25 protein-coding genes are annotated in these 23,510 nt (G+C 56.7%); 9 read left to right on the forward strand and 16 right to left on the reverse strand.

The annotated features are described in order from the left end of the window. The 12 genes from ABNS66_RS07715 to ABNS66_RS07770 all read right to left on the reverse strand — a co-directional run. Nucleotides 1-1,136 (reverse strand): biotin carboxylase N-terminal domain-containing protein (locus ABNS66_RS07715; RefSeq protein ID WP_348655298.1); only part of this gene is annotated, 1,136 nt, incomplete at its 3' end. After that, nucleotides 1,133-1,960: an enoyl-CoA hydratase-related protein gene (locus ABNS66_RS07720; RefSeq protein ID WP_286837220.1), complete on the reverse strand. Its 828-nt coding sequence runs from the start codon at nucleotides 1,958-1,960 to the stop codon at nucleotides 1,133-1,135. The genes ABNS66_RS07715 and ABNS66_RS07720, both read right to left, overlap by 4 nt. A 9-nt stretch (nucleotides 1,961-1,969) precedes the next feature. Further along, nucleotides 1,970-3,583: an acyl-CoA carboxylase subunit beta gene (locus ABNS66_RS07725; protein WP_286837218.1), complete on the reverse strand. Its 1,614-nt coding sequence runs from the start codon at nucleotides 3,581-3,583 to the stop codon at nucleotides 1,970-1,972. A gap of 20 nt (nucleotides 3,584-3,603) precedes the next feature. Further along, the gene (locus tag ABNS66_RS07730) at nucleotides 3,604-4,761 is read right to left on the reverse strand and encodes an acyl-CoA dehydrogenase family protein (RefSeq protein ID WP_027874312.1); all 1,158 of its coding nucleotides are present in this window, start codon (nucleotides 4,759-4,761) and stop codon (nucleotides 3,604-3,606) included. 22 nt (nucleotides 4,762-4,783) lie between these two features. Then, nucleotides 4,784-5,461, reverse strand: coding sequence for a glutathione S-transferase family protein (locus ABNS66_RS07735; RefSeq protein ID WP_286837216.1), 678 nt, complete (start codon nucleotides 5,459-5,461; stop codon nucleotides 4,784-4,786). A 9-nt stretch (nucleotides 5,462-5,470) separates the two neighbouring features. Further along, nucleotides 5,471-6,646, reverse strand: a complete 1,176-nt coding sequence (locus ABNS66_RS07740) for an acyl-CoA dehydrogenase family protein (protein WP_204996721.1) — start codon at nucleotides 6,644-6,646, stop codon at nucleotides 5,471-5,473. 105 nt (nucleotides 6,647-6,751) lie between these two features. Further along, on the reverse strand, nucleotides 6,752-7,759 hold the full coding sequence (locus ABNS66_RS07745; RefSeq protein ID WP_286696100.1) for an AraC family transcriptional regulator: 1,008 nt from the start codon (nucleotides 7,757-7,759) through the stop codon (nucleotides 6,752-6,754). Nucleotides 7,760-7,826: 67 nt separating this feature from the next. Continuing rightward, nucleotides 7,827-9,104 carry an MFS transporter gene (locus tag ABNS66_RS07750; RefSeq protein ID WP_286696101.1) on the reverse strand — a complete coding sequence of 426 codons (1,278 nt, stop codon included), beginning with the start codon at nucleotides 9,102-9,104 and terminating at the stop codon, nucleotides 7,827-7,829. 39 nt (nucleotides 9,105-9,143) lie between these two features. Beyond that, nucleotides 9,144-9,557 (reverse strand): DUF1330 domain-containing protein, encoded by a 414-nt coding sequence (locus tag ABNS66_RS07755; protein WP_286837213.1) that lies wholly within the window; start codon nucleotides 9,555-9,557, stop codon nucleotides 9,144-9,146. Between the two features lie 10 nt (nucleotides 9,558-9,567). After that, the gene (locus ABNS66_RS07760; RefSeq protein WP_286837211.1) at nucleotides 9,568-10,572 is read right to left on the reverse strand and encodes a nitronate monooxygenase family protein; all 1,005 of its coding nucleotides are present in this window, start codon (nucleotides 10,570-10,572) and stop codon (nucleotides 9,568-9,570) included. A gap of 213 nt (nucleotides 10,573-10,785) precedes the next feature. Then, nucleotides 10,786-11,052 carry a DUF4404 family protein gene (locus ABNS66_RS07765; RefSeq protein ID WP_027874305.1) on the reverse strand — a complete coding sequence of 89 codons (267 nt, stop codon included), beginning with the start codon at nucleotides 11,050-11,052 and terminating at the stop codon, nucleotides 10,786-10,788. A gap of 57 nt (nucleotides 11,053-11,109) precedes the next feature. Beyond that, a complete protein-coding gene (locus ABNS66_RS07770) occupies nucleotides 11,110-11,586 on the reverse strand; it encodes a hypothetical protein (protein ID WP_204996716.1) in 477 nt (158 codons plus the stop codon). 187 nt (nucleotides 11,587-11,773) lie between these two features. Between ABNS66_RS07770 and ABNS66_RS07775 the strand changes: the two genes are divergently transcribed. The 3 genes from ABNS66_RS07775 (at nucleotide 11,774) to ABNS66_RS07785 (ending at nucleotide 14,310) form a co-directional block, all read left to right on the forward strand. Next, nucleotides 11,774-12,544 carry a glucose 1-dehydrogenase gene (locus tag ABNS66_RS07775; protein ID WP_286837208.1) on the forward strand — a complete coding sequence of 257 codons (771 nt, stop codon included), beginning with the start codon at nucleotides 11,774-11,776 and terminating at the stop codon, nucleotides 12,542-12,544. Between the two features lie 110 nt (nucleotides 12,545-12,654). Next, nucleotides 12,655-13,470, forward strand: coding sequence for a mechanosensitive ion channel domain-containing protein (locus tag ABNS66_RS07780; protein ID WP_286837206.1), 816 nt, complete (start codon nucleotides 12,655-12,657; stop codon nucleotides 13,468-13,470). 120 nt (nucleotides 13,471-13,590) lie between these two features. Continuing rightward, complete coding sequence (locus ABNS66_RS07785; RefSeq protein ID WP_286696106.1) at nucleotides 13,591-14,310, forward strand: DUF481 domain-containing protein; 720 nt, start codon at nucleotides 13,591-13,593, stop codon at nucleotides 14,308-14,310. 17 nt (nucleotides 14,311-14,327) lie between these two features. Here the strand turns inward: ABNS66_RS07785 and ABNS66_RS07790 are convergent, their stop codons facing one another. Continuing rightward, nucleotides 14,328-15,023 (reverse strand): Crp/Fnr family transcriptional regulator, encoded by a 696-nt coding sequence (locus ABNS66_RS07790; RefSeq protein WP_051171211.1) that lies wholly within the window; start codon nucleotides 15,021-15,023, stop codon nucleotides 14,328-14,330. Between the two features lie 122 nt (nucleotides 15,024-15,145). Here ABNS66_RS07790 and ABNS66_RS07795 point away from each other — a divergent pair, with 122 nt between their 5' ends. The 5 genes from ABNS66_RS07795 to ABNS66_RS07815 all read left to right on the forward strand — a co-directional run bounded on the left by ABNS66_RS07795 (nucleotide 15,146) and on the right by ABNS66_RS07815 (nucleotide 18,749). Next, nucleotides 15,146-15,901 (forward strand): class II aldolase/adducin family protein, encoded by a 756-nt coding sequence (locus ABNS66_RS07795; RefSeq protein WP_204996712.1) that lies wholly within the window; start codon nucleotides 15,146-15,148, stop codon nucleotides 15,899-15,901. Between the two features lie 10 nt (nucleotides 15,902-15,911). Beyond that, entirely contained in the window at nucleotides 15,912-16,232 is a 321-nt protein-coding gene (locus ABNS66_RS07800) for a DUF962 domain-containing protein (RefSeq protein WP_027874298.1), read from the forward strand. A gap of 15 nt (nucleotides 16,233-16,247) precedes the next feature. Then, entirely contained in the window at nucleotides 16,248-16,490 is a 243-nt protein-coding gene (locus tag ABNS66_RS07805) for a DUF6868 family protein (RefSeq protein ID WP_286837203.1), read from the forward strand. A gap of 93 nt (nucleotides 16,491-16,583) precedes the next feature. Further along, a complete protein-coding gene (locus ABNS66_RS07810; protein WP_286837201.1) occupies nucleotides 16,584-17,885 on the forward strand; it encodes a cobyrinate a,c-diamide synthase in 1,302 nt (433 codons plus the stop codon). A 123-nt stretch (nucleotides 17,886-18,008) separates the two neighbouring features. Further along, nucleotides 18,009-18,749 carry a hypothetical protein gene (locus ABNS66_RS07815; RefSeq protein ID WP_027874295.1) on the forward strand — a complete coding sequence of 247 codons (741 nt, stop codon included), beginning with the start codon at nucleotides 18,009-18,011 and terminating at the stop codon, nucleotides 18,747-18,749. A gap of 15 nt (nucleotides 18,750-18,764) precedes the next feature. On the opposite strand, the gene ABNS66_RS07820 is transcribed toward ABNS66_RS07815, so the two are convergent. Then, nucleotides 18,765-19,772: a 2-dehydropantoate 2-reductase gene (locus ABNS66_RS07820; protein WP_286837198.1), complete on the reverse strand. Its 1,008-nt coding sequence runs from the start codon at nucleotides 19,770-19,772 to the stop codon at nucleotides 18,765-18,767. Nucleotides 19,773-19,978: 206 nt separating this feature from the next. On the opposite strand from ABNS66_RS07820, the gene ABNS66_RS07825 reads away from it, so the two are divergent. Further along, complete coding sequence (locus tag ABNS66_RS07825) at nucleotides 19,979-21,196, forward strand: fatty acid desaturase (RefSeq protein WP_286696110.1); 1,218 nt, start codon at nucleotides 19,979-19,981, stop codon at nucleotides 21,194-21,196. A 47-nt stretch (nucleotides 21,197-21,243) separates the two neighbouring features. On the opposite strand, the gene ABNS66_RS07830 is transcribed toward ABNS66_RS07825, so the two are convergent. Together ABNS66_RS07830 and ABNS66_RS07835 are read right to left on the reverse strand one after the other, a co-directional pair. Further along, nucleotides 21,244-22,191, reverse strand: a complete 948-nt coding sequence (locus ABNS66_RS07830; protein WP_286837196.1) for a GDYXXLXY domain-containing protein — start codon at nucleotides 22,189-22,191, stop codon at nucleotides 21,244-21,246. After that, nucleotides 22,181-23,494 carry a DUF2157 domain-containing protein gene (locus tag ABNS66_RS07835; RefSeq protein WP_286837194.1) on the reverse strand — a complete coding sequence of 438 codons (1,314 nt, stop codon included), beginning with the start codon at nucleotides 23,492-23,494 and terminating at the stop codon, nucleotides 22,181-22,183. The genes ABNS66_RS07830 and ABNS66_RS07835 overlap by 11 nt, the downstream gene beginning before the upstream one ends. Between the last annotated feature and the right edge of the window lie 16 nt (nucleotides 23,495-23,510).

Below are 23,510 nucleotides of genomic sequence, written 5' to 3' on the forward strand. Positions count from 1 at the left end.
CAAGTGTGACTGGAGTTCAGACGTGTGCTCTTCCGATCTGGCCCCTGCGGCACTTGCCAGCGGGCAATGCGGCCGGTTTGCGGCATAAACTGCTGACGCGGCTCCTCGGCATACAGACGCACTTCAACCGCGTGACCATTGAGGCGGAGCTGGGATTGCGCCATCGGCAGTGGCTCGCCACCGGCAATACGCAGCTGCCATTCCACCAAGTCAACACCGGTAACCATTTCCGTCACCGGGTGCTCAACCTGCAGGCGCGTGTTCATTTCTAAAAAATAGAAACTGCCCTGAGCATCGACCAAAAACTCGACCGTACCCGCACCGCGGTAATTGCAGGCTTTGGCCGCAGCAACAGCGGCATCGCCCATGCGCTGGCGCAAAGCGTCATCGACAAAGGGCGATGGCGCTTCCTCCACCACCTTTTGATGGCGGCGCTGAACCGAACAGTCGCGCTCGGCTAAATGAATGGCATTGCCCTGGCTGTCAGCGAAGACCTGTATCTCGACATGGCGCGGCTGCTGTACCGCCTTCTCCAGAATCAGCTCGTCACTGCCGAAGGCTGACAAGGCCTCCGATCGGGCACTGCGCAGTTGCTCAGGCAAATCAGCCGCGTGATCAACCAGCCGCATACCGCGTCCGCCGCCGCCCGCCGAGGCCTTGACCATAATTGGAAAACCAATGCGCTCTGCTTCGGCCACCAAGCGCTCATCGCTCTGATCGTCGCCTTCATACCCAGGCACACAGGGCACGCCAGCGGCTATCATTGCCAACTTCGACAAGCGTTTGCTGCCCATCAATTCAATCGCGTCGCTGGACGGACCGATAAAAGTGATACCCGCAGCCTGACACGCGCGGGCAAAGTCAGCATTTTCTGAGAGAAAACCGTAGCCTGGGTGAATCGCATCTGCTGCCGTTTTTGTCGCGGCGTCAATAATGGCGTCCACGCGCAAATACGACTCCGACACAGCCGCCGGACCGATATTCACGGCCTCATCAGCAAGCTGAACATGGGGGGCATTGTCGTCGGCATCGCTAAATACGGCGACGGTGCGATAGCCCATTTGTTTAGCGCTGCGTATTACCCTCACGGCAATTTCGCCGCGGTTGGCGATCAGTATTTTTTGCAATGCGGTCATGCTGTTCCCCGTTCCGAATACCAGCTGGGTTTGCGCTTTTCGATAAATGCCTGCGTCCCCTCTTTGCCCTCTGGCCCATTCAGGCATTGGGCAAAAAGATCTGAGGCGTGGTCTAAAAGCGGTTCAAGTGCGGTAGTGCCGACATCAAGAAGTAGCGACTTGGTAAGCGCAGTTGCTGCCGGTGCACAGCGCCGCAACGCAGAGAGTTGGTTGTTTAACTGCGCGTCAACGTCGTCGTTGCTGTCCGCACAGAAATGCACCAGGCCGAGGCGCTGCGCTTCAGCGCCGTCGATGCGCTGCCCGGTTAATGCCAAACGCCGGGCCTGCGTCAGCCCCACCCGCATCACCACAAAAGGCGCAATCTGCGCGGGCACAATGCCCAGGCCAGTTTCCGGCATGGCAAACTTGGCATCGGCTTTGGCAATCGCAATATCCGAGACACAGGCCAGACCAAAACCGCCGCCTAACACCGCACCTTCCAAGATCGTAATAACGACCTGGGGAGCCTTATTTACCTCGGTGATAAGGTGACCGAAGCTACGGTTAAACTGCCAGGCTGCCTTATCCGGGGACAAGGGTTTGCCCGCTTCGTCTACCGCGCCGTCGTGCATGCCGGCAATATCGCCGCCCGCACAAAAATTCCCCTCTGCGCCGCGCAACACCACGGCGCGCACGCTGCGGTGGTCGGCGATGGCGGCGAATACCGCGCGCATTTCGTCGACAAGCCTTTTGTTCATGGCGTTGCGCTTATGGGGTCGGTTGAGGGTGATCGACAATACGCCGCCGTCCAGCGACAGCAGCAATTCTTTGCATTCCGGTAACATACTCACCCCCTACAAACGGCCAATGCCGAAGGTGTTAGCCGTGATCTGACGGGCATCGGCGTCGCGGCAAATATCGAGTACAAAACCCAGCACACTGCGTGTATCGCGAGGGTCGATAATTCCGTCATCCCACATGCGTGCAGTATTGGCCAGGGCGTGCGACTTCGCCGCCATGGTATCCACGGTGTCTTTCTCCAGCGCATCGAGCATCTCTTCACTCACCTGCCCGGCGCGACGCATTTTCGCTTCAGCAACCTGACGCATCACGCTGCCCGCCTGGGCGGGCCCCATCACCGAAACCACACTGCGAGGCCATGCGAACATAAAGCGTGGCTCCATACCGCGGCCGCACATCGCGTAGTTACCCGCGCCGTAGGAACCACCGACAACAATACTGATTTTCGGCACAGAGGCATTGGTGACCGCCTGAATCAGTTTCGAGCCATGTTTGATGATCCCGCCCTGTTCCGCTTCGGTGCCGACAATAAAGCCGGTGGTGTTATGGAGAAAAACAATCGGCGTCTGGGACTGCTCGCAAAGCTGAATAAATTGCCCGGCCTTCGCCGCCCCCTTGGCAGTAATCGGGCCGTTATTGCCAATCACTGCACAGGCAATACCTTGAATCGCCATATGACCGCAGACCGTGCCAACATCGAAAGCACTTTTGAATTCCAGGAAGTCTGAATCGTCGGCAATGCGCGCAATAATTTCCCGCACGTCGTAGGGCGTTTTGGGGTCTTCGGGCACAATACCGAGCAGTTCCTCGGCATCAAAATGCGGCTCGGCATAGGCCACTTCCGCACTGGCCTGCAAGCGTTTGTCCCAGTCGAGCTTGCCCGCAACTTCCCGGGCAATGCGAATACCATCGGCGTCGTTTTCGGCGAGATAGTCCGCGGTACCGGCGACTTCCGCGTGCATCTCCGCGCCGCCAATCTCTTCGTCGCTGGCCTCTTCGCCGGTTGCCGCTTTAAGCAGTGCTGGGCCGGCGAGATATACGGTGGACTGACGACGTATCATAATGACGTAGTCTGACAAGCCGGGTTGATAAGCACCGCCAGCGGTAGCACTGCCGTGCACCACAGTAATTTGCGGAATGCCCATCGCCGACAGTTTTGCCTGCACGGCAAAGCCGGCACCAGACGGCCCGAAAAAGTCACCGAGCAGCTTTAGGTTACCGCCGCCACTTTGCGCCAGGGTGAGCACCGGAAGCTTGTTCTCGATCGCGATACGCATCATCCGCTGTCGCTTGACACTGCCCAGTGGCGTAATGCTGCCGCCCTTAGTGAGATAATCATCGACCATAATCATGCAGCGAACGCCCGCCACATAACCGATACCGGTAATGCAGCTTCCGCCGGCGGCACTGCCATCGCGATCCTCTTCCTGCATATAGCCGCAGAGGGTCGATAGTTCGAGAAAGGGGGTGCCAACATCAAGCAGGGCACTTAAACGCTCGCGCGGCGGCATAAGGCCGCGCTCGCGATAACGCGGTACTTTTTTCTCGGCCGCGGCAATCACTCGTTGCTCGATGTCTCGAAACTCATCAACGGCCGCGCCCATAACCTTGGCATTGCGCTGAAAAGCATCGCTGTGTCGATCGATGTGAGACTCTAATATCGCCATAAACTCGTCCTTTTAGCCCACTACTTTCTGCGGCCCGGATGGGTGCCCATCAATTTACAGATAATGCCCAGCATCACCTCGTCTGCGCCGCCACCAATGGAGGTGAGCCGCGTATCGCGGTAGGCGCGAGAGATGGGGTTGTCCCACATAAAGCCCATGCCGCCCCAATACTGTAAGCAGGCGTCGGTCACTTCTCTGGCTAGGCGACCCGCTTTGAGCTTGGCCATGGACGCCTTCATGGTTACATCGCTTCCGTGGATGTATTCCTCCACCGCGCTATAGGTCAGCGCACGCAGCGCTTCGACCTCGGACTGCAACTCTGCCATGCGAAAGTGAACCACTTGATTATTAAGAAGTGGCTCACCAAATATTTCGCGCTCGCGGGCATAGTCAATGGTTTGGTTGATGCAGGCTTCCATGGCCTTGAGTTGTCCCGCAGCGGCATACAGGCGCTCTTCCTGGAATTGCAGCATCTGGTAGATAAAGCCCTGCCCCTCTTCACCAATGCGATTGCGCTGGGGTACGCGAACATCGTCAAAGAACACCTGCGCGGTATCCGATGAGCGCATACCCAGCTTGTTCAAGCGCTCCGAAAAGGACACCCCCGGCGTGTTAGTCGGCACCACAATCAGCGATTTATTGCTGTGCGCTTTACCTTCGCTGGTATTGGCCAGCAGACAGAGATAATCCGCCTGAGTGGAATTGGTGATCCACATTTTGCTGCCATTGATAATGTAGTCGTCGCCGTCTTTGCGGGCGGTGGTTTTAATCGCCGCCACATCGGAACCGGCATGGGGTTCACTCACCGCAATGGAGAACACCGCGTCCCCGCTTATCGCAGGCGTGAGAAATTCGCGACGCAGTTCATCGCTGCCGAACTTTGCCAGCGCCGGCGTTGCCATATCAGTTTGTACGCCGATGCCCATCGATACACCGCCGGTCGTAATCCTGCCCAGCTCCTCTGAAAATACCGTTTGGTAGCTGTAATCCAGACCGAGGCCGCCGTATTCCACCGGTTTCGAAATGCCCAGCAGGCCCAGGTCGCCCATTTTTTTAAACAATTCATGGGCGGGGAAAATCCCCTCCGCTTCCCAGGCATCGGCGTGGGGGTTTATTTCTTTGTCGACAAACTGCGCCACGGTATCGCGCAACTTTTGATGCTCTTCTGTCAAAATCATAAAACGCTCCAACTACGCAAAATTATTTAAAACAGCCTTCAAAGGGATAGGGAGTGGGGACGAAACTGTTTGGCCCGGCGCCCATCGGCTCGGCGCGTTGAAACGCCGGGCGCGCCATCAGGCGCTCGAGGTAAGCCTTAACCTGGGGCTCGTAGAACGTATCCAGCCCCAGTCCCTTGCCCAAATACAGCGCGTAGCCAACCGCGATATCGGCAATGGTGAAGCGGTCGTCGCACAGGTATTCACGGTCGAGCAAATGGCTATTCACGCGCTTTAATCGCGCCAGGTACCACTTGCTGTAGTCTTCAACTGCCTGGGGCAGGCGGCGCTCCGGCGGTTCCAGTTGCGAATACCGCAGGACAATGGTCTGCGGGAAGGTCAGGGTCGCATCACTGTGAAACAGCCAGTTCAGGTAATCGCCGTAGCCGGGGTCGCTAACGCGCAGACCGAAATCAAAGCGCTGGTATTGTTCAACGAGATAGAGACAAATACCGGAGGACTCGGTCATCTCCACGTCGCCGTCTCGGAAAAAAGGCACCGTCCCCAGGGGGTTAGTCTCAAGGTATTCGCGCTGGAACATGCGCGGCGGAAAGGCAAGATTTACCAGCTCGTAGTCGATACCCATTTCTTCCATCGCCCACAATGGCCGCAATGAACGGGACGGGTAACAGTGCCACAGCGTGGGTTTTTCACTGCTCATAACAACTCCTTACAAACGGTATTGACGCGACGCCAGCTCACGCATGATTTCTTCGGAACCGCCGCCGATCGCGTTCACTCTCACTTCACGGTAAAAGCGTTCAACGCGGTTGCCGCGCAAGTAGCAGGCCCCGCCTAAAATTTGGCTGGCTTCACGGGCGCAAAACTCCATGGTCTCGCTCGCTTGAACCTTGGCCATTGCCAGGTCACCCGGGTCGCAGCGCCCTTCTATATAGGCTTGGGTTAAATAATTGAGGTAGCACTGGGTCGCATTGATGCGCTGCTTCATCGCAGCAATCTTGTGGCGAATCACTTGGTGGTCAGCCAGGCGTTTGCCGAAGGTCTTGCGATTGCGCGCCCACTCCACGGCATCTTCTAGGCAGGCGCGAGCGGCCGCTTCCATGGTGACAATCAGGCTTAGTCGCTCTGGGTTGAAGTTACTCATGATGACGAGAAAGCCGTGCCCTTCTTCCCCGATCAAATACTCGGCGGGCACGCGAACATCGTCAAAATAAATGGTGCCGGTATCGGCACACCACCACCCCTGCTTGCGGTCCAGGGGGGTGCGCGAAACGCCGGGCAGGTCGGTGGGAATCAGCAGCATCGAAACACCGCCAGCGCCTTCGCCACCCGTGCGTACAGCGGTACTCACCCAATCCGCTCCCATGACTCCGGAGATAAAGGTTTTACTACCATTCACAATGTAGTGGTCGCCATCACGCTTGGCCGTCGTTTGGATGTTGGCAACATCCGAGCCGCCGGAAGGCTCGGTAATTCCCAGTGAAATTCGCTTTTCACCGGCTAACACGCGCGGTGCAACCATTTCTTTCAGCGCATCACTGCCGCAGTTCGTCACGGGTGGTAAGCCAATGCCGTGCACCAGCAAATTACTGATCAAGCCCCCGGCGCTGCCCGCTCGGGTGATCTCTTCGTTGGCAATATTGATATGCCATTGGTCAATACCCTCGGAAATGCCGCCATAGGCCTCGGGGTAGCCGAGCTGGAGCAAACCGATATCCGCCGCTTTGGCCCACAATTCATCGGGAATTTTTCCCGCCTCTTCCCAGTCGTCGAGAAACGGGCTGATTTCAGCGTCGACAAATTTACGCAGTTGCACTCGCCATGCTTCGTGCTCGGCATTGAGGTAGGGGTTGTGTAGACGGGCGCCGTCAAAATCCAGTGACATGCGAACTCCTGAGTTAGTCATTATTAGCCTACTCAGTCTATAAGCTCTGTTGGGGCGCGCTTAGGATTTGGTGCCAGACTAGGAGATATTTGGTGCCAGAAGGCGTTATTTACGGCGATGTTCTCGCGGCGACTTGCCGAACCACGCTTTGAAGGCGCTGGAAAAACTGCCGTGGTCGGCATAACCCAGCAGCAGCGCGATATCGGTAATACTCAAGCGCTCATCACTGAGATACTGCAATGCCAATTCACTGCGCAGCTCTTGCAGCACTTGGCCAAACTGGGTCCCGCTGTCGGCCAGTCGCCGCTGCAAAGTGCGCCGGGATATATTCTGCGCGGCGGCTGTTTTATCGATAGTCACTCCACCTGCCGGCAGCATTTTTATCAAGGTGTTGCGTAGCGAGCGCAATACCGGATCAGGCTCACCTTCGCCGAATAAATGCTGGGTAGATTGCCGGATCGACATACTCCATTCCGAGTCCAACTGAACAAGGCGATAGTCGAGGCTCGCCGCATCGAAATACAGAGAACTACGCGGCTGGGAAAAATGCAGGTCGCAGCCAAAAATGCTTTCCAGCAAGTCGGTATTAGCGGGCTTTGGGTAACTAAAGTGGGCGCGCAACACGGGAATTGGCCGCACACACAGCGAGCGCACAATAGCTGCAGAGGTGGTCAGCAAACAGTCACTTTGATACCGCCAGCGAGCCGATGCCTCCCACAGGGGCAGCCAATCCAAGCGCAGGCGTTCATCTTCGCGGCGAATGCGAACCTCGCCGATATCACCGGCAAAATGCAGCACGCTGGGCATCAGGTTCAAGTAGTCGCGAAAGGTTTCGCACACGCCACAGGTGTAGAGCTGCATATTCAGACGACTGATATAGTCCACACGGCCGGTGTAGAGGCCAATATCTTCGCCGCAGTGTTGAGCGGCAAGCTCATACAAGCGATGCATCGCCGACACAGGGTGTCGAGCCTCGGCGTCACTGAGGGCTTCCGGCAGGATACCGACCGATCTCAGCAACGCTTCACTGTCGCCACCCAGTGCGGCAATCGCCTGGGCAATACTGCGAATACTGGTGCTGTTAACGGTCCAATTGGGGTCGATCGTATTCATCGCCACGTCTTCAAATACATGCTCGCAAAGTGTACGTGAATGCCGACGATGACGGTACCGGCCAGACTCACGGCGGGGCGGCTGCGAGGTCGCGCTTCAGGTGGCGGCTGCTCAGATAAAAGTGCAACGCCGATAAACTCACCATCAATGGCACCAGTGCCAGCATGGCATAGCGCAGCGACTCATCGCCAAATTGCGGTGCCAATAGGTCACTGAGCAGCCCGACAGACCAGGGCCCGGCACCCAAGCCCACCAAATTGAAGATAAAAAACAGGATGGCCGAGGCCATCGCCCGCATACGCAAGCCAACAAGTGAATGGCTAACCGCGAGCGTATTTCCTAAAAACACATTGGACTGTATGGCGGGAATAATCATTAACAACAGCGAGGCATAGACATTGTCGACCAAGTAAACCCCGGCGGCAAAAGGCAGTGAAATCACACCGGCCAACGCCGGCAACAACACGTACCAACGCGTGTCTTTAGCGGCGAGTTTATCGGCCAGCAAACCGCCACCGAACACCCCGACCGCACCACCAATACCAATAATGAGCGCCAGCCACGTACCCAGCTCCCCGGTGCTCATGCCGTAACTGCGGATAATAAAAGACGCCGACCAATTGGCGACCGAATAACCGGCAAAGGCGCTCAGGGCACCCGCCCAGGCCATATGCCGAAAACTGCGCCGCGACCACAGCAGCGCCACCACTTCTTTAACGGCAACGGGTTCGGGGTTGTCATCGCGATTCTCAGACAAACCGCGACGCGGTTCGCGCAGGGTGTAGCGCACCACCAGTGCCAGCAGAACACCCGGCACGCCCACGACGAAAAATGCTACCCGCCAGCCAAAAAATTCATTCAGCCAGCCGCCCATTAAAAAACCGAACAGGATGCCAATGCTGACGCCCGTGGAATAGAAACCCAGCGCCGAAGCGCGGCGCTCGGCCGGGAACATATCCGAAATCATCGAATGCGATGGCGGACTGCCACCGGCTTCGCCGACGCCAACACCAATTCGCGCCAGTAACAACTGCAGGTAATTCTGGACTAAGCCACTGATGGCCGTCATAAAGCTCCAGATAAACACCGCCAGGGCGACAATGTTTCTGCGGTTTCCCGCATCGGCCCAGCGGGCAATAGGAATGCCTGCGGTGACATAGAACAGCGCAAAGGCAAAGCCCGTTAACAGCCCCAGCTGGGTATCACTCAGCAGTAATTCAGCCTTGATCGACTCCTGCAAAATCGCCAGCAGCTGGCGATCAATAAAGTTGAAGCTATAAACAATGGTTAAAATAAATAGGGCGTAATAGGCGCGCCCATCGCTGCGATAGTGCTGAGAGTTCATGCCGCCATCCTTATTATTTTTTGAGGCTGGTATGAGTGTTTATTTGTCTTCTGTACAGGCAATAAGACGCGAATCCATAAGCGCGGCTGTGCGGTGCTCGGTGATTGCCTGATAGTCCGGGTTGCGCAGCATCGTTACGAAGTGCCCAATGCTGGGGTAACGCACTAGCATTACCTTGTGCCAGTCCTCACCGGGTGGCGCTATGAGCGGCGCATGGGCCGCCGCCAACCACTGGGCTTGTCCGTCGACGGCACTGAGAAACGGCACCACTAATTCGCTGTAGCCTTGATAAGCCTCCCGGCCGGTAAGCCCTCGGTCGCCGTCGGCATACTGCGCGCGATCGTTAAAACGCAGTAAATTAAGCATAATAATCGGCTCGTCGCTGGGGATACGCGCCAGCAACTCAGCTAATTCAGCCGCCCTTGGATCAATACTGTAATGATTATCTGACACTGACCTGTCCTCATTGCGTTTTAAACATCTGGAAAGCGTGGTTGCCGCGCTGCTGCGCCTGCAGATATTCCTCGGCCAAGCGATCGACAAGTTCGGCAACACGGGGGCAGTTATCGATACTGCCCGCCCCCTGCCCGGCGGACCAAATAGCCTTCCAGGCTCCGCTGGCCTTTTCTGCGCGCTGCTGGTCACCATCCACCGTCAACTCCGCACCGAAGTCGATGTCTTTTTTGGGGGCCAGGTTATCGGGGTCCAGCCCGGCTGCGACGATACTGGGGCGCATAAAGTTCGCGTTCACACCGGAAATATTCGGCGTATAGACGATATCTTCCGCGCGGCAGTCCATCACCATTTGCTTGTAATCACTGTCGACCTGACACTCCTGAGTGCAAATAAAACGGGTGCCCATGTAAGCGAGATCCGCGCCCATCATCTGAGCCGCCGCGACATCCGAGCCCGACGACATGGCGCCCGCAAGCAGTAGCGTCTTATCGAAGAACTGGCGGATTTCAGCCACCAGCGCAAACGGGCTCGTACTGCCTGCGTGGCCGCCGGCGCCCGCCGCAACGGCGATCAAGCCGTCGACACCGGCCGCCGCCGCTTTGCGCGCGTGACGAGCGTTAATCACATCGTGAAACACCAAACCGCCATAACTGTGAACCGCGTCAATCACTTGCGCGGCGGCCCCCAGTGACGTAATGACAATCGGCACTTGGTACTTCACGCAAAGCGCCAAATCAGCCTCCAGCCGCGGATTACTGCCGTGCACAATTAGATTCACTGCAAAGGGCGCCGCCTCGCGCCCCGAGCTGCGCTCGAAATCGGCAAGTGCTGACTGAATTTCTATAAGCCAAGCCTCTAAGCCTTCGCTGCTGCGTTGGTTCAGCGCCGGGAATGAGCCCACAACCCCGGCCTTACAGGTTTCGATCACCAGCTCGGGGCCCGAAGCGAGAAACATCGGCGCCGCCACAACGGGCAAGCGCAGGCGGGATGCCAAAGAGTCAGGCAGAGACATATCAACCTCGTTTGTTATTGCTTTTAGCAGAATCGATCAAGCTAGCGCAGCGGGCGCAGGAATACCAGCGGGAACGAAGCCGGAAAATTCAGGGAGCAAGGAAATGACAACGAGATGGTGGCGAAGAGATCGTGGCGGGGGATAATAACGCTTAAGAAGTAACAGCGGGGCATTGCCAGGCGAGCTGGCACACCCCGGATTTAAGCAAAACGCTTACACGCCAATGCTGGCGAGCTTAACCATAATATCTTTTAGTAAGCCTGAGATCGTTGGGTGGTCAACCTCAAAGCTCGACACCATTTCATCAAGGCGCTCTTGCAGGCCAGTGTCTTCCAGCACTAACTCAGGGCCGCTGCCCAGCTCGCGGTCGATATCTTCAACCAGCGCGTGCAATTTAGCCCGTTCGCCGCTCTCTACCGGTAAATCATCAATCTCACTTTGCAGGCGGTTAAGCTGCTCGTGAACATGTTTTGGGTCCATGACCGTACTCCTATATTTCAGGCTTACAGCATAGCAAGAGCCGAACGTCACGCCTAGCTAGTGGTAACAGCTGCGCAGTAGCCGACGACTCTCCCGCTGACAGTGAGCCAGCTCATCCATACGCCCCCCTTCACGGTAAAAGCGTTCAAGCATTTGTAGAGAGATCTCAACATTTTTGTACAGCGGTAGACGCCGCCCTAAACCGTTGCGCAAGGCTTGCAGCAGACGATGATGGACCGCAAGTAAACAGTGTTGCTGCAGCGAGGGATCGCCACAGCGAGCAAAACACTCCGACAGGTAATGGCCCGACAGCATATGCCGATCGACGTCCTCAAGCGCCAACTCGCGCTCGCCCGACAACATCAATTCACTCAGCTCAAAACAGCACCCCAAATACCGCAGCGCCGGCACCCAGTCTCGCTGCGCGTAGGCTTCTCTGCCGGCTTCCATCCACTCTTCCCAACGCTGGCTGGCCACCGCCTCGCTGCGCTGCAACTGCTGGCGGTGGCTCTCACATAGAAATCGTATGCTCATCATTATCTCCTGGACTAAAGCAAATCTGGCAATACCTACAAACGATAATGATTATCATTTGTAAATTCAAGTCCAAAAATACAAACCGCGGCCTGCCGCGTTTTGCCAGCGCATTGCCCATCCACCGAAGAACAGTAATGCTGTGCATAAATTTCGCCGCTAAGGCCAACAATAATAGGAACTTCAGATGTCTCTCGACGCACTATTTTCTCTTTCAGGACAAGTGGCCATTGTGACTGGCGCAGGCCGGGGTATTGGCCGCGGCATTGCCGAACACTTTGCACAGGCCGGGGCGACCGTTATTTGCGCTGCGCGCACACTGGAGGATTTGGAAAAGACCGTGGCAAGCTGCAAAGCCGCTGGCGGCAACGCCCTTGCTCAGGTATGCGATGTTGCGCAGGAAGAGCAATTACAAGCGCTTGTAAACACCGCCGTTAATGAGTTTGGCCGCCTGGATATCCTTGTGAACAATGCCGGCGGCGCCTGGCCGAACGACCCGCTGAAAACCGACGCCAAAACCTTTAATCGTGATTTCGACTTCAACGTCACCAGTGCATTTAACCTCTGCCGGCTCGCCCAGCCCGCGCTTGAAAAAAGCCGCGGCAATATCATCAATATCACGTCGGCATCGGCGCGCTACGCTCAAAAGGGCTTTAGCAGCTACGGCACAGCGAAAGCGGCATTGACGCAACTCACGCGCTTATTGGCCGCCGATTTCGCGCCGAAAATCAGGGTAAACGGCATTTCCCCTGGCACCATAATGACCGACGCGCTGAAACAATTTCTCGACGAGAATACCCGCGAAAAAATGTCGGCGCTGACGCCAATGCAGTGCCTGGGCGAGCCTCGGGATATTGCTGCCGCTGCCGTTTACCTGGCGTCGCCAGCGGCACGCTGGGTAACAGGAAAGATCATTGAAGTTGACGGTGGCGCGGAATCGACCACCTGGCCTTTTTAGCAGCCACTGATCCAATATTCACTAGAATACGTAGCGGCTTCCCCCACTTGATGGCGGGGAGCACATCGTGTCTATAATCAGCGTTTAATTCTATTCACAACGAGGTTTGCATGGATCCACAAGCGTTATTGGAACAGTACGGCCCCGAGGCAATCGATATGGGCATTCGCGCGGCGGGCGCGCTGGCGATTGTATTGGTCGGCTACTGGATGGCGAAACTGTTCTCTGGCTTCACACGATCCGGATTAGAGAAGCGCAATTTCGACCCAACCTTGAATGCCTTCATCAGCAAATTAGTATTTTTTATCATCTTTGCTGTCGCCCTGATTCCTGCTCTGGCGCACGCTGGCATACAAACCGCATCGGTGATCGCCGCTCTGGGTGCCGCCGGCTTGGCCGTGGGCTTAGCCCTGCAGGGCTCGCTGGCAAACTTTGCCGCGGGGGTATTATTAATCGCTTTCCGCCCCTGCCGGGTGGGCGACTGGGTCGATGCCGGTGGCTGCTCTGGCACCGTGGAAGACATAAGCTTGTTTTCGACGATTTTGGTGACCGGTGATAACAAGCGCATCGTGATCCCCAACTCTCAGGTCATGTCCGGTGCAATCACCAACTACAGTGTGAAGCCCCGTCGCCGTGTCGATCTGCTGGTGGGTATTTCCTATGACGCCGACATTAAACTTGCGAAGGAAACGCTGGAGCGGCTGGTCAACGCCGATGAACGCGTACTGAAAGACCCCGCTCCGCGCATCGCGGTTGCTGCCCTTGGGGCATCCTCAGTTGACCTGATCTGTCGCCCCTGGGTAAAAACCGAGGACTACTGGCCAACATACTGGGATCTCACCGAAAAAATTAAACTCGCTTTCGACGAAGCCGGTATCGGTATTCCCTACCCGCAAATGGATGTTCACTTTCACAAGGAAGACTGAGGCAAACGGTAGGAATACCAGAGAAAGGGCAGCATTAGCTGCCCTTTTTAGTTGACCTGAACGCAGGTCTGATTACCATGCACACGCTAAATTCCCGCACGGTAGACACAAGGAAAATCGATGAGAGTTCCCGTAAGCATAGTATTGAGCCTTCTCTGCGCAAATGCTGCCCAGGCAGATGAAACGCCAACATGGGAAGGGGATGTTGAGTTTGGTTACTATCAAACCGATGGCAACAGCAACGAAACCAGCCTGCTGGCAAAAGGCACAGCCAGCCGCAAAAGCGGCCTGTGGACCAATGTGGTAAAAGCCAACGCCCAAAACAGCGAAGTAGAAGGTGTACGTTCGGAAGAGCAGTACTTTATCTCCGACCGCCTGTCTTACGATATCAGTGACTTCAATTACAGCTTCGGTTACGTGTCGGTCGACAAAGATCGCTTTAGCGGCTACGTGTATCAAGCCACTATCGCCGGTGGCTACGGTCGCCGTCTGTTGAAAAATGACCGCGTGGTCTGGGACGCTGAAGTCGGCCCGGGTTTCCGTATTAGCGAATTCGACACCGGCAGTGCCGAGGGCGACGGTAAAACGGAAGAAGCCATCTTGCGCCTGTCTACCGACCTGAAAGCCAAAGTGTCCGAAACCGCGACATTCGAGCAAAGCCTGTCAGTAGAAAGCGGCGACAAAAACACGGTGAGCAAATCCGTTACCGCGTTGAAGACCAAGATTATCGGCGGCTTCGGTTTAAAAATCAGCTACACCATGGAATACAACGAAGTCGTGCCCAACAGCAACGTGCACATGGACAAGCAAACGGCAGTGACCCTGGTCTACAGCTTCTAAAAACCTCTGCGGGGCAATTATTGCCCCGCGCTCTCCGCCTGCGCCTCAGCGCGCAGGCCCTCGCGATCAAGCACTCGCAGCTTACCGTAAGACAGGGCAATCAATCCGGCCTTCTCCAGGCGCTTCAATTCCCGGCTCACCGCCTGACGAGACACCGCCAGCATTTTCGCTAAGTCTTCCTGAGGCAGGTGCATATTGATATCGTCCCCCTCCTCGCTGCCGTAGTACTGCTGCAGGTCCAACAGTCGCTGCGCCAACCGGGACGACAGAGAGTACAGCGCCGCAGACTCGACATAGGACAGAGCAAGGCGCAATTTTCGGCACAGCATAAGAAGAAAATAACGGTACAACCTCGGCTGGGCGTCCAGCAGCGTATCGAGCTGATGCCTGGCTACCACCAGCACCTGCGTATCGCCCAGGGCATAGGCATCCTGGCTGCGCGGCTCGCCATCAAATAACGATACTTCGCCAATCCAATCGCCGCGCTCCGCCAACATCACCAGCAATTCTCGGCCATCGGGGCTGCTATTACTCAGGCGGATTCGCCCTTCCAGAACGCCGTACATCGCCTCGCCGGCTTCGCCCTGCTCGTACAGAAACTCGCCATCCTTCAGCCGCCGGATCTTGCACTGCGACAGCAGGATTTCCACCAACTCCGCAGGCAAACCGACCATTATCGGGTTACCCCGCAGAATATCGCGCTTGTCGACCACCCTTCCTCCGCTACACTCAGGCTAATGAGAATAATTGGCCAATTGTCAATTTCGTGACAGTTGCCATGCCACCTCGTCGGGCAAACTGAGACTGAATCATAATAGTAAACAGGAGCTCAACCATGACAGCAGAGATTAAATCACAGGTGTCCGCCGAAGAGTGGCAATTGCGTGTCGACCTTGCCGCCGCCTACCGTCTGGTCGCATTATTCGGTTGGGACGACCTGGTTTTCACCCATATTTCCGCCCGCGTGCCGGGTGCCGACAACCACTTTTTGATCAACCCCTACGGCATGATGTTCGAGGAGGTCACCGCGTCCTCGTTGGTGAAAGTCGACCAGAATGGCGAGAAAGTCATGGAGTCGCCCTATCCCGTCAATCCCGCTGGCTTCACCATTCACAGCGCCGTTCACGCCGCCCGCGACGACGCCCACTGCGTGATGCATACCCACTCCATCAACGGCGTCGCCGTCTCTGCCCAAGCTGAAGGTGTGCTGCCCATTTCCCAGCAAGCAACCCTGGTACTGGCGTCATTGGGCTACCACGACTACGAGGGTATCGCCTTAAACGAGGAAGAAAAGCCGCGCCTTGTCGCTGACCTCTCCGACAACACCTTTTTAATGCTGCGCAATCACGGGCTACTCACCGTGGGCATGACACCCGCCGATGCGTTTTTAGCCATGTACATCTTCGAAGCAACTTGTATGATCCAAGTACGCGCCTTGGCTGGCAGCCGCGAGCTAACGCCGGTGCAGCCAGAGATTGTCGATGGCGTTAAAGAAGCCGCGCGCATCGTTACCAAAGGCCTGTTCGGCGACCTGGCTTGGCCGGGATTGCTGCGCCGCTTGAATCGCCAAAACCCCGGCTATGACGCCTGAGGAGGACCGCATGGAAAATACCAGTGAAAAACGCCATTTCAGCAGCTTTGCAGAGTTCTATCCCTACTACTTGGCGGAGCACGAAAATCGCACTTGCCGACGCCTGCACTTGATCGGCAGCCTGTTAGTACTGGCACTGCTGGCATTTAGCGTGAGCACCGCGCAATATGCCTTGCTGTGGCTGCTACCTGTTGTCGGCTACGGCTTTGCCTGGGTGGGACATTTCTTCTTTGAAAAAAACAAACCGGCCACCTTTCAGCACCCGCTGTATAGCTTTATTGGCGACTGGGTCATGGCAAAAGACCTGTTGACCGGCAAGCTGGCGCTTTAAGCAAGGGAGGCCGCCATGACGCTACTTCAGTTAGAAGCCATCCTCTACTACTGTTGCTTGATCAATGGCGGCCTACTACTGATTAGCAGTGCCTTGGCACTGCAATGTCCCACCGCGATTTTGCGCCTGCAAAGTCGCGTATTGAACATCCCTGCTGCGCGCTTGCAACTGCTGTACGCACAGGGGTTAATGCTATTTAAAGTGTTCTATATCTTTTTTAACCTAAGCCCCTGGCTCGCCCTTATGCTAATGCGTTAGCGCTTCCACACTCGACATTCCTTCACACATTTCTGCTACAGTGCGGCGTTAAATTTTCCAGCGCCTGGCGCGCTGAACGTTGAGTAACGCGCAATGAGCAGAATTATTATCCTTGCATCCCCGGGCAGCGGCCACGGGAAAACCCTTGTCACCGCAGGGCTAGCCAAAGCACTTGGCGGCGGTAACCGGCGTATCCGCGTCTATAAAATGGGGCCAGACTACCTGGACCCGCAATTTATCGAGGCCGCCACCGGACTTGAAGTGCGCCAGCTGGACTACTGGATGCTCGGCGAAAGAGAGATTGCCGCAGAACTTTGCCGCGCTCAAAACGAAGTGGACGACATAATTATCGAAGGCGTAATGGGCCTGTTTGATGGTGAACACAGCGTCGCACGCTTGGCGCGGGATTACCGAATTCCGGTGTGTATCGTCGCCGATGCCAGCGCCATGGCGCAGACCTTTGGCGCCCTGATGTACGGGCTGGCAAATTACGATCCCGATGTAAACGTTGCGGCGGTAATCGCCAACAAAGTAGGCAGCGACCGCCACGCCTCACTTCTGGCAGAAAGCGTACGCCCGCCGCTGACGATGCTCGGCAGTATCAAACGCGACAAAGCGCTGGCCGTCCACGAGCGCCATCTGGGCATCGGCGCGGAAGATCGCAGCGCTGCTCAACATGCCGCCGCAGCAATGGCGGAGCAGTTGACGGAGATCGCGCAATCACTGCCCTGGGGAAAACTGCGCATTGAAGAAGACAGCCTGACTCAACCGGAGGTTCAGCACGAGGGCCCGCGACTGCAAGGTATGCGCATCGCGGTGGCCAAAGACGCGGTATTTAGCTTTATCTACCACGCCAACATGGATTTTCTGCAGCGCGAGGGCGCCACGGTTCACTATTTTTCGCCCCTCTCAGATACCCAGTTACCCGACTGCGACGCCCTCTACCTGCCCGGCGGCTACCCCGAGCTACACCTGGAGACCCTAGCCAACAACCACGCCATGATCAGCGCCATTCGCCAGCACATTGAGGCTGACAAACCCTGTATGGCCGAGTGCGGCGGCATGCTCTATTTGCTCGAGAGTCTCAGCCACGACGAGCGCTGCGCGCCACTGTGCGGGATATTTCCACTGCGCGCCAAGGTGAATGAACGGTTGGCTGGTTTAGGCTATCAGTCTCTGCCCGGTACCCGTTTGCGCGGCCACAGCTTTCATTACGCCAGCATTGTCGACGAGCCCAGCAATGCCGACGAGCTGCCGCGCAGCGCCTATTCAGACGGTCGCAAAGGCGAATTGATCTTGCGTGAAAAACGCACTATCGCCAGTTTTGTACACTGGTATTTTTCCTCCGAGCCACAAAAAATTTGTGACTGGTTATCCGGTAAGCCCGAGCTCTGACCGCACACCACTCTGATCGCACAACACATTGCCGCCCCAAAATGGGGCTCGGCTTTGTGGCGCAAATGCTATAAAGTGTGCCATGCGAATTGCCCCGACGTTTAATAATTATTAGGGGGACAAATGAAACGGACAATTCCCGCGGTGCTAACTCACCTTGGACTGCTGAGCCTGTTGCTCTTGCCGCTGTGTGCGTCGGCGAGCACGGAGGGCTTTCGGGAGCGCTATAGTTCAGACGTTGACGGACAAACCTGGATGCTCCACATCGATTCGGGGCGTAGTTTCCCGTCGATGATCAGCGCCAAGCTGCAGATGGGCGATGCGCTAAACCGCTATATCCTGCTGGGCAGCGTAAACGGCACGGTCATTACCGGCAGCTATAAACCGCTGCGCGCCAGCGCGATGGCAGAAGAAAAACCCTTCAGCCTAACCCGCATTGGCCAGGACAGTGTGGCACTCACGCTGGACGGCGAGCGCTATACCCTGTCGGCCAATGACCAACTGGCCGCCGTGGACGACGCGCTTATTGGTACCTGGAGCAGTGATACGAAGCTCGGCGGCAGCATCGACAACCCCTATATGGGCGAGCAGTGGAGCATTCACTTTCGCGCCGACGGCACCGCCTGTGAGGCGACGAGAATGATAGATAGCCGACGCGCCTCCAGCTACCAAGACCCTTGCAGCCACGCCGACAGTCACCGCTGGAAGGCGGAAAATGGCAAGATTCTATTTGCCGATGACCGCGGCGAATGGCGAGAGCAGTTTACCTACCGCATTATGGGTGGGCGCATGGTAGTGAGCTACCCTGGCGGTCAACGCCGCGTAACGTCACCGGTCGAACCGACTCGAATCAGCGCGCAGTAGTGGTGGGGCGACAACTTAATCGCTGAGTAAAGCCCACAATTCCTCACCACTATAGTCTCGGCGCCCCCCCTGCTCTGCTTTTTTTACCAAGTCGAGTACCCGGCTATTGGCCGACGCCTGCGTGCCCTGCTGCGCCGCCAGCCTCACAACCTCACCGTTGAGCCAATCAATTTCTGTGCGCCGCCCGCGCTCCAAATCTTCCCACATTGACGAGCGAGCCAGCGGGTCCATCGCCAGCATCGGCTGGGCAATTTTGGTAAACAGCCAATCGGGGGTATCCAAAACGCGTGGCAGCCAGCGCGGCGGCACCGCCGTCAGGCGTTGCAGAGGAATATCTGCCTGGCGAATTGCGGCCAGCGCCTCGCGCTGCAAGCGCGCCAAACAGCGCCGGTAATGCCGCTGAGACAACTCTTCTTTTAGTGGCAAGCCCGACAGCGCATTAATCGGGTTATTGAGGTTAAGCAACAGCTTTGACCACTGCACCGAGCGCATATCGCTATGCCACTCAAAGGGGGTGGCACTGGCGGCAAACAGCGTATCAATATGGCCAATACGCGCGCTGCACTCAACCATAATTGCGCCATCGGTTCCCGCGTGAAAGACTCCCTGCCCGCGCTGGAGCACATTAAACGCGATCATGCCGGGCAATACGCAGCACTGGGGCAGAGCCGCTGACAAGCGCGGCGCATTATCGATGCCATTTTGCAGGCTAATCACCACCGTATCGGCGCCCACGTGGGGTGCCAGCTGCGCGGCCACGGTATCGGTATCCGCCGACTTCACCGTCACAATCAAACAGTCCAATCCCGCCATCGCCGCCACATCGGTATGCACATGCAAGCTCTGTGGGGGGCAATGATGATGCAGGCCTCTGAAGTCGCTAATCGTTAATCCGTGTTCCTTCAACTCATCCACCATGCGCGGGCGCGCTAACAGGTGAACCTCTGCGCCGCCCATCTGCAGCGCACCACCGACGTAACAACCGATACTGCCCGCCCCAACAATCCCGACTGTAACTGTCACAACCTCTCCCTTCGCGCCTGCATTATCCACAGTATTCATTGAGTAAAGCCCGTATTGGCACTAAACAGGCTCTCGCCAGACTATAGCCTAGAATGACCCAATGTCATCTGTTTGTAACTGTCATTGCTTCCTGGCATTGGGTACACTGATCCGCTGAAAAAAACGCCCGTGCCCTTTTGTCTTTACTTTCGTTTAACGGTGACCGCATGCCTGAAGAAATCTCCCAGACACAGCAGAACGATAGCAAACCGCCCCTGCTCTGGCTGCAAACCATTTTATTCAGCGTGACATTCCTGATCGCTGCGATCGGCGTGCCCTGGTATGGCCTGACTCACGGCTTCACGGCAGCGGGCTGGATCGGCTTTGTATTGGTATTGGGCGCGAACGGCATGTCTATTACCGCTGGCTATCACCGTCTGTGGGCGCACAACGCTTACAAAGCCCACTGGAGCCTGAAGCTGTTCTTCGCGCTATTTGGCGCTGCCGCCACACAAAACAGCATTCTTATCTGGGCGAGCGGCCACCGCCGCCACCATCGCCATGTTGACGATGTAGAGCACGACCCCTACTCGGCCAAGCGCGGCCTGTGGTTCTCGCATATCGGCTGGATGCTGCGCGACTACCCCGCCAGCGCAGAAGATTTCTCCAATGCCCGCGATTTGCAGCGCGACAAAATTGTCATGTGGCAGCACCGTAACTATCTGGCGCTGGTGATCATTATGAACTTCCTGCCAGCACTGGCGTTGGGCGTTATCACAGGCAATATGCTCGAGCACATCCTGCTGGCCGGCGTACTGCGCCTGGTGGTTAGCCATCACACTACCTTCTTCATCAACTCCCTGGCCCACTACTGGGGCCGACGCCCCTACACCGATGAAAACACCGCCCGCGACAATGACCTGCTGGCGCTCTTTACCTACGGCGAGGGCTACCACAACTACCACCACATTTTTCAAAACGATTACCGCAATGGCATTCGCTGGTGGCAGTACGACCCCACAAAGTGGCTGATCAAGTCGGCGTCGTGGGTGGGCCTGACCTGGGACCTGAGAAAAGTACCCGACTTTAAAATTCAGCGCGCCGTGCTGACTATGCAGTTCAAGCGCACCGAGCAGGCCCTGCTTAATCGCACTGCCGATGCCCCCCACCTGCGCGAATTTCTCGAGCAGGAATATCAGCAATTCCGCAAGACACTGGCCGATTGGAATGCCGTTAGCCAGCAGTGGATGGATGCCAAGCGCGCCTCACTTGCCGCGCAAAAATCAGCGCTGCAGCAAAACCTTACTGAGCACAAGGAACAGCTTCAGCACAATCTGGCGGAGGCCTGGGAGCACGCAACATTGCGCAGCCGATTTAAAGAGTTGGAATACACGTTAAAGATGCAGCGCAAGCGCCTGCAAATGCTCAACACACAGATGGCATAATCACCTCACTACTGTTGATGTAAAAAAAGCGCCTTAGGGCGCTTTTTTTATTCCTGCCCGGAGCCAGATGAGCGCGGCAAGTTAAACGGCTGCGACCAAAGCTGCGCCTGCCCGACGTCAGCATCGCGATGCCGCGCTTGGTATACCAGGCGCAGACTCGGCAGCTGCCTCTGGTGCCAGAGCGGCCGTGCCACTCCGTCATTCCCCAACACGGTCCAGCGCTCAGCCGACAAATCAATGCGAAGCAGAGCCTCTTCTCCCGCCGCAATTGCCTGTCGCGACGACACTTCCAAGGCGTAGCAAAGTGAGGGGGCAAACGCTAATGACTGCGGCTGGGGGTCGCTATACACAATATCAAAAGCACAGTGCTGAGCGTCACTGGAGATATACGCGGTGTCGTCTGCGTAGTTGCGAATACGTACCTCTAGCAACGGCGTATCGCCATTAACCACCGTAACGGCCATGCCCAAGTCGGCCCAGCGATACCCGCGAATTAGTGCTCGGCCGCGGTCGTCGACAGCTAGTTCAATATCAAGACTGCGAGGCACACCCTCCTCGCCGCCTTGCATTAGCTCCATCTCCAGAGCGCGGCCTTGCTGACGATAAAGCTGCCCCAGGCCATAGGCTATACCGAGTCTTTCACCCTGCGGCGACCACGTCAGACGTCCCTTGATGAACAGGCCTGACGACGGCGGCGCGCTATTTACCGATGTTACCGCCGCCACGCCGCCCACCGATTCCAAGGCCGTGTAAACACTGTCGCCGCGCTTCAGGCTAGACAAGGGCGCAGGCCCGCGATACAGATGACTGGGTACATTATTCGCGGCGTAATTCAAGCGCAGATAATCGCCGCGCATCGGGTCGCGCGGGTCGACCGGCATGCTGCGAAGAAAGACGCCCTTGCCGTTTTGCAAAAGGTTTTCCCAGCCATAGGTCTGCCACGCCAACAGCGCGAATTGCGCGAGAATCGCAATGCCTAACCAACTAGCGCGCATGGCTCACCCCCAACTTCTGACGCTCTTGCTGGCGGGAGAATCGTAGCCCAGCCAAAATAAGCAGGGTGCCGAGCAGTAAAAAGAGCGAAGCCCTGGCGAGCAAGCTGTAAAACAAGTCGTTGAAACGCAGCAGCAGTAATAGCGTTAACAGCGCGCCACCTGCCGACAGGCTGCCTTTCATCAGGTATTCGCTGCCGCGATAGATAAACAATAGGGCATATGCCAGCAAGGCGATATTGGCCGAGAACTGCACCGCCACCGGCATTGGGTAAACACTATAGCTCGCGCACAGCACCAGCAGCGGCAACGCCAGGCACGCCAACTCAAGCCATTGTGGCCCGCTGCGCGGGCGCAGCGACGAACGGCCAAAGCAAAGCCCCGCAAAGACCACAATCACCAGTAGCATGCTGGCGCTGATCAACTGCGCCGGGGCGAGCCCCAACAGCGCATCGCCGCTGCGATGGCCGACCGAAAAGGCCCAGCTGACATCTTGAATGCTCAGCAGTAACAGGCAAGCCCACCACAACAACAGGCCTGTCTGATGCAGCGCGGGAACGCTCTCTCGCCATTGAAGTACCGGCGCCAAACGCTCTGCCCATAAGTAGATCGCGGCAATGAATACCGCGTGTAACAGGACGATATCGCTGTCGAAAATCCAACTATTGAACAACAGGCTAACGGGTAGCAAAACCAACACCGCACGCAACAGCAATGTAGAGCGCTGCCGCCAAGCCAGCGGCAACAGCCCCAGCAACAGGGCTGCCGTGCCCGGCAGGTGTGGCCGCTCAAAGGCAAACACTTGCATCGCCGTCCAGCCACAAATCAATAGGCAGGCAAGTATTCCGTGCGCCGTAGAGGACAATACCCAAGCCATTGCCACCGCGGCAGCAGACCACAGCATAAAGCCCTCAGGGTAGTTTACGTCGACGTGGTAAATCTGAGCGATCAGCCACAATGCGCCGCCAAACAGCATGGTGCCCAACAAGTGAAACACCTCTGCCAGACGAGGGTCTTGGCGCCACCACCATGCCAGCAGATGACTGATGGCAAAGCCGCCGGCAACCGCAGACAGTTTGGTATAGCGGTGCATGGCCTCCCAGTTATAGGCGAACAGCAAAATCACGCCCAAGCCAAACACTACCGCGCCAATTGCTGCAAAGATCAGCTTACCCCACGCCCGCGGCGCCTGCTGAGGCGCTAGCGGATAGCGAGCGTATAGCTGCGCTGCCTGTTGGTCGTCGATGAGGCCATCGCGCAACCACTGCGCAATTTCAGCACGCAACCAAGGTTTGTGACTGTCCATCCGTTGAAATTCGCTC

The sequence above is a fragment of the uncultured Spongiibacter sp. genome (assembly GCF_964011655.1).
GTDB lineage: Bacteria > Pseudomonadota > Gammaproteobacteria > Pseudomonadales > Spongiibacteraceae > Spongiibacter > Spongiibacter marinus.

Excerpts from the sequence above, each read along its gene's own strand:
- ABNS66_RS07805 (WP_286837203.1), top strand. The coding sequence starts at position 16,248 with ATGACGCTACTTCAGTTAGAAGCCATCCTCTACTACTGTTGCTTGATC.
- ABNS66_RS07785 (WP_286696106.1), top strand. The coding sequence starts at position 13,591 with ATGAGAGTTCCCGTAAGCATAGTATTGAGCCTTCTCTGCGCAAATGCT.
- ABNS66_RS07815 (WP_027874295.1), top strand. The coding sequence starts at position 18,009 with ATGAAACGGACAATTCCCGCGGTGCTAACTCACCTTGGACTGCTGAGC.
- ABNS66_RS07800 (WP_027874298.1), top strand. The coding sequence starts at position 15,912 with ATGGAAAATACCAGTGAAAAACGCCATTTCAGCAGCTTTGCAGAGTTC.
- ABNS66_RS07765 (WP_027874305.1), bottom strand. The coding sequence starts at position 11,052 with ATGGACCCAAAACATGTTCACGAGCAGCTTAACCGCCTGCAAAGTGAG.
- ABNS66_RS07810 (WP_286837201.1), top strand. The coding sequence starts at position 16,584 with ATGAGCAGAATTATTATCCTTGCATCCCCGGGCAGCGGCCACGGGAAA.
- ABNS66_RS07725 (WP_286837218.1), bottom strand. The coding sequence starts at position 3,583 with ATGGCGATATTAGAGTCTCACATCGATCGACACAGCGATGCTTTTCAG.
- ABNS66_RS07730 (WP_027874312.1), bottom strand. The coding sequence starts at position 4,761 with ATGATTTTGACAGAAGAGCATCAAAAGTTGCGCGATACCGTGGCGCAG.
- ABNS66_RS07780 (WP_286837206.1), top strand. The coding sequence starts at position 12,655 with ATGGATCCACAAGCGTTATTGGAACAGTACGGCCCCGAGGCAATCGAT.
- ABNS66_RS07750 (WP_286696101.1), bottom strand. The coding sequence starts at position 9,104 with ATGAACTCTCAGCACTATCGCAGCGATGGGCGCGCCTATTACGCCCTA.
- ABNS66_RS07720 (WP_286837220.1), bottom strand. The coding sequence starts at position 1,960 with ATGTTACCGGAATGCAAAGAATTGCTGCTGTCGCTGGACGGCGGCGTA.
- ABNS66_RS07745 (WP_286696100.1), bottom strand. The coding sequence starts at position 7,759 with ATGAATACGATCGACCCCAATTGGACCGTTAACAGCACCAGTATTCGC.
- ABNS66_RS07760 (WP_286837211.1), bottom strand. The coding sequence starts at position 10,572 with ATGTCTCTGCCTGACTCTTTGGCATCCCGCCTGCGCTTGCCCGTTGTG.
- ABNS66_RS07735 (WP_286837216.1), bottom strand. The coding sequence starts at position 5,461 with ATGAGCAGTGAAAAACCCACGCTGTGGCACTGTTACCCGTCCCGTTCA.
- ABNS66_RS07830 (WP_286837196.1), bottom strand. The coding sequence starts at position 22,191 with ATGCGCGCTAGTTGGTTAGGCATTGCGATTCTCGCGCAATTCGCGCTG.
- ABNS66_RS07770 (WP_204996716.1), bottom strand. The coding sequence starts at position 11,586 with ATGAGCATACGATTTCTATGTGAGAGCCACCGCCAGCAGTTGCAGCGC.
- ABNS66_RS07795 (WP_204996712.1), top strand. The coding sequence starts at position 15,146 with ATGACAGCAGAGATTAAATCACAGGTGTCCGCCGAAGAGTGGCAATTG.
- ABNS66_RS07775 (WP_286837208.1), top strand. The coding sequence starts at position 11,774 with ATGTCTCTCGACGCACTATTTTCTCTTTCAGGACAAGTGGCCATTGTG.
- ABNS66_RS07740 (WP_204996721.1), bottom strand. The coding sequence starts at position 6,646 with ATGTCACTGGATTTTGACGGCGCCCGTCTACACAACCCCTACCTCAAT.
- ABNS66_RS07835 (WP_286837194.1), bottom strand. The coding sequence starts at position 23,494 with ATGGACAGTCACAAACCTTGGTTGCGTGCTGAAATTGCGCAGTGGTTG.
- ABNS66_RS07825 (WP_286696110.1), top strand. The coding sequence starts at position 19,979 with ATGCCTGAAGAAATCTCCCAGACACAGCAGAACGATAGCAAACCGCCC.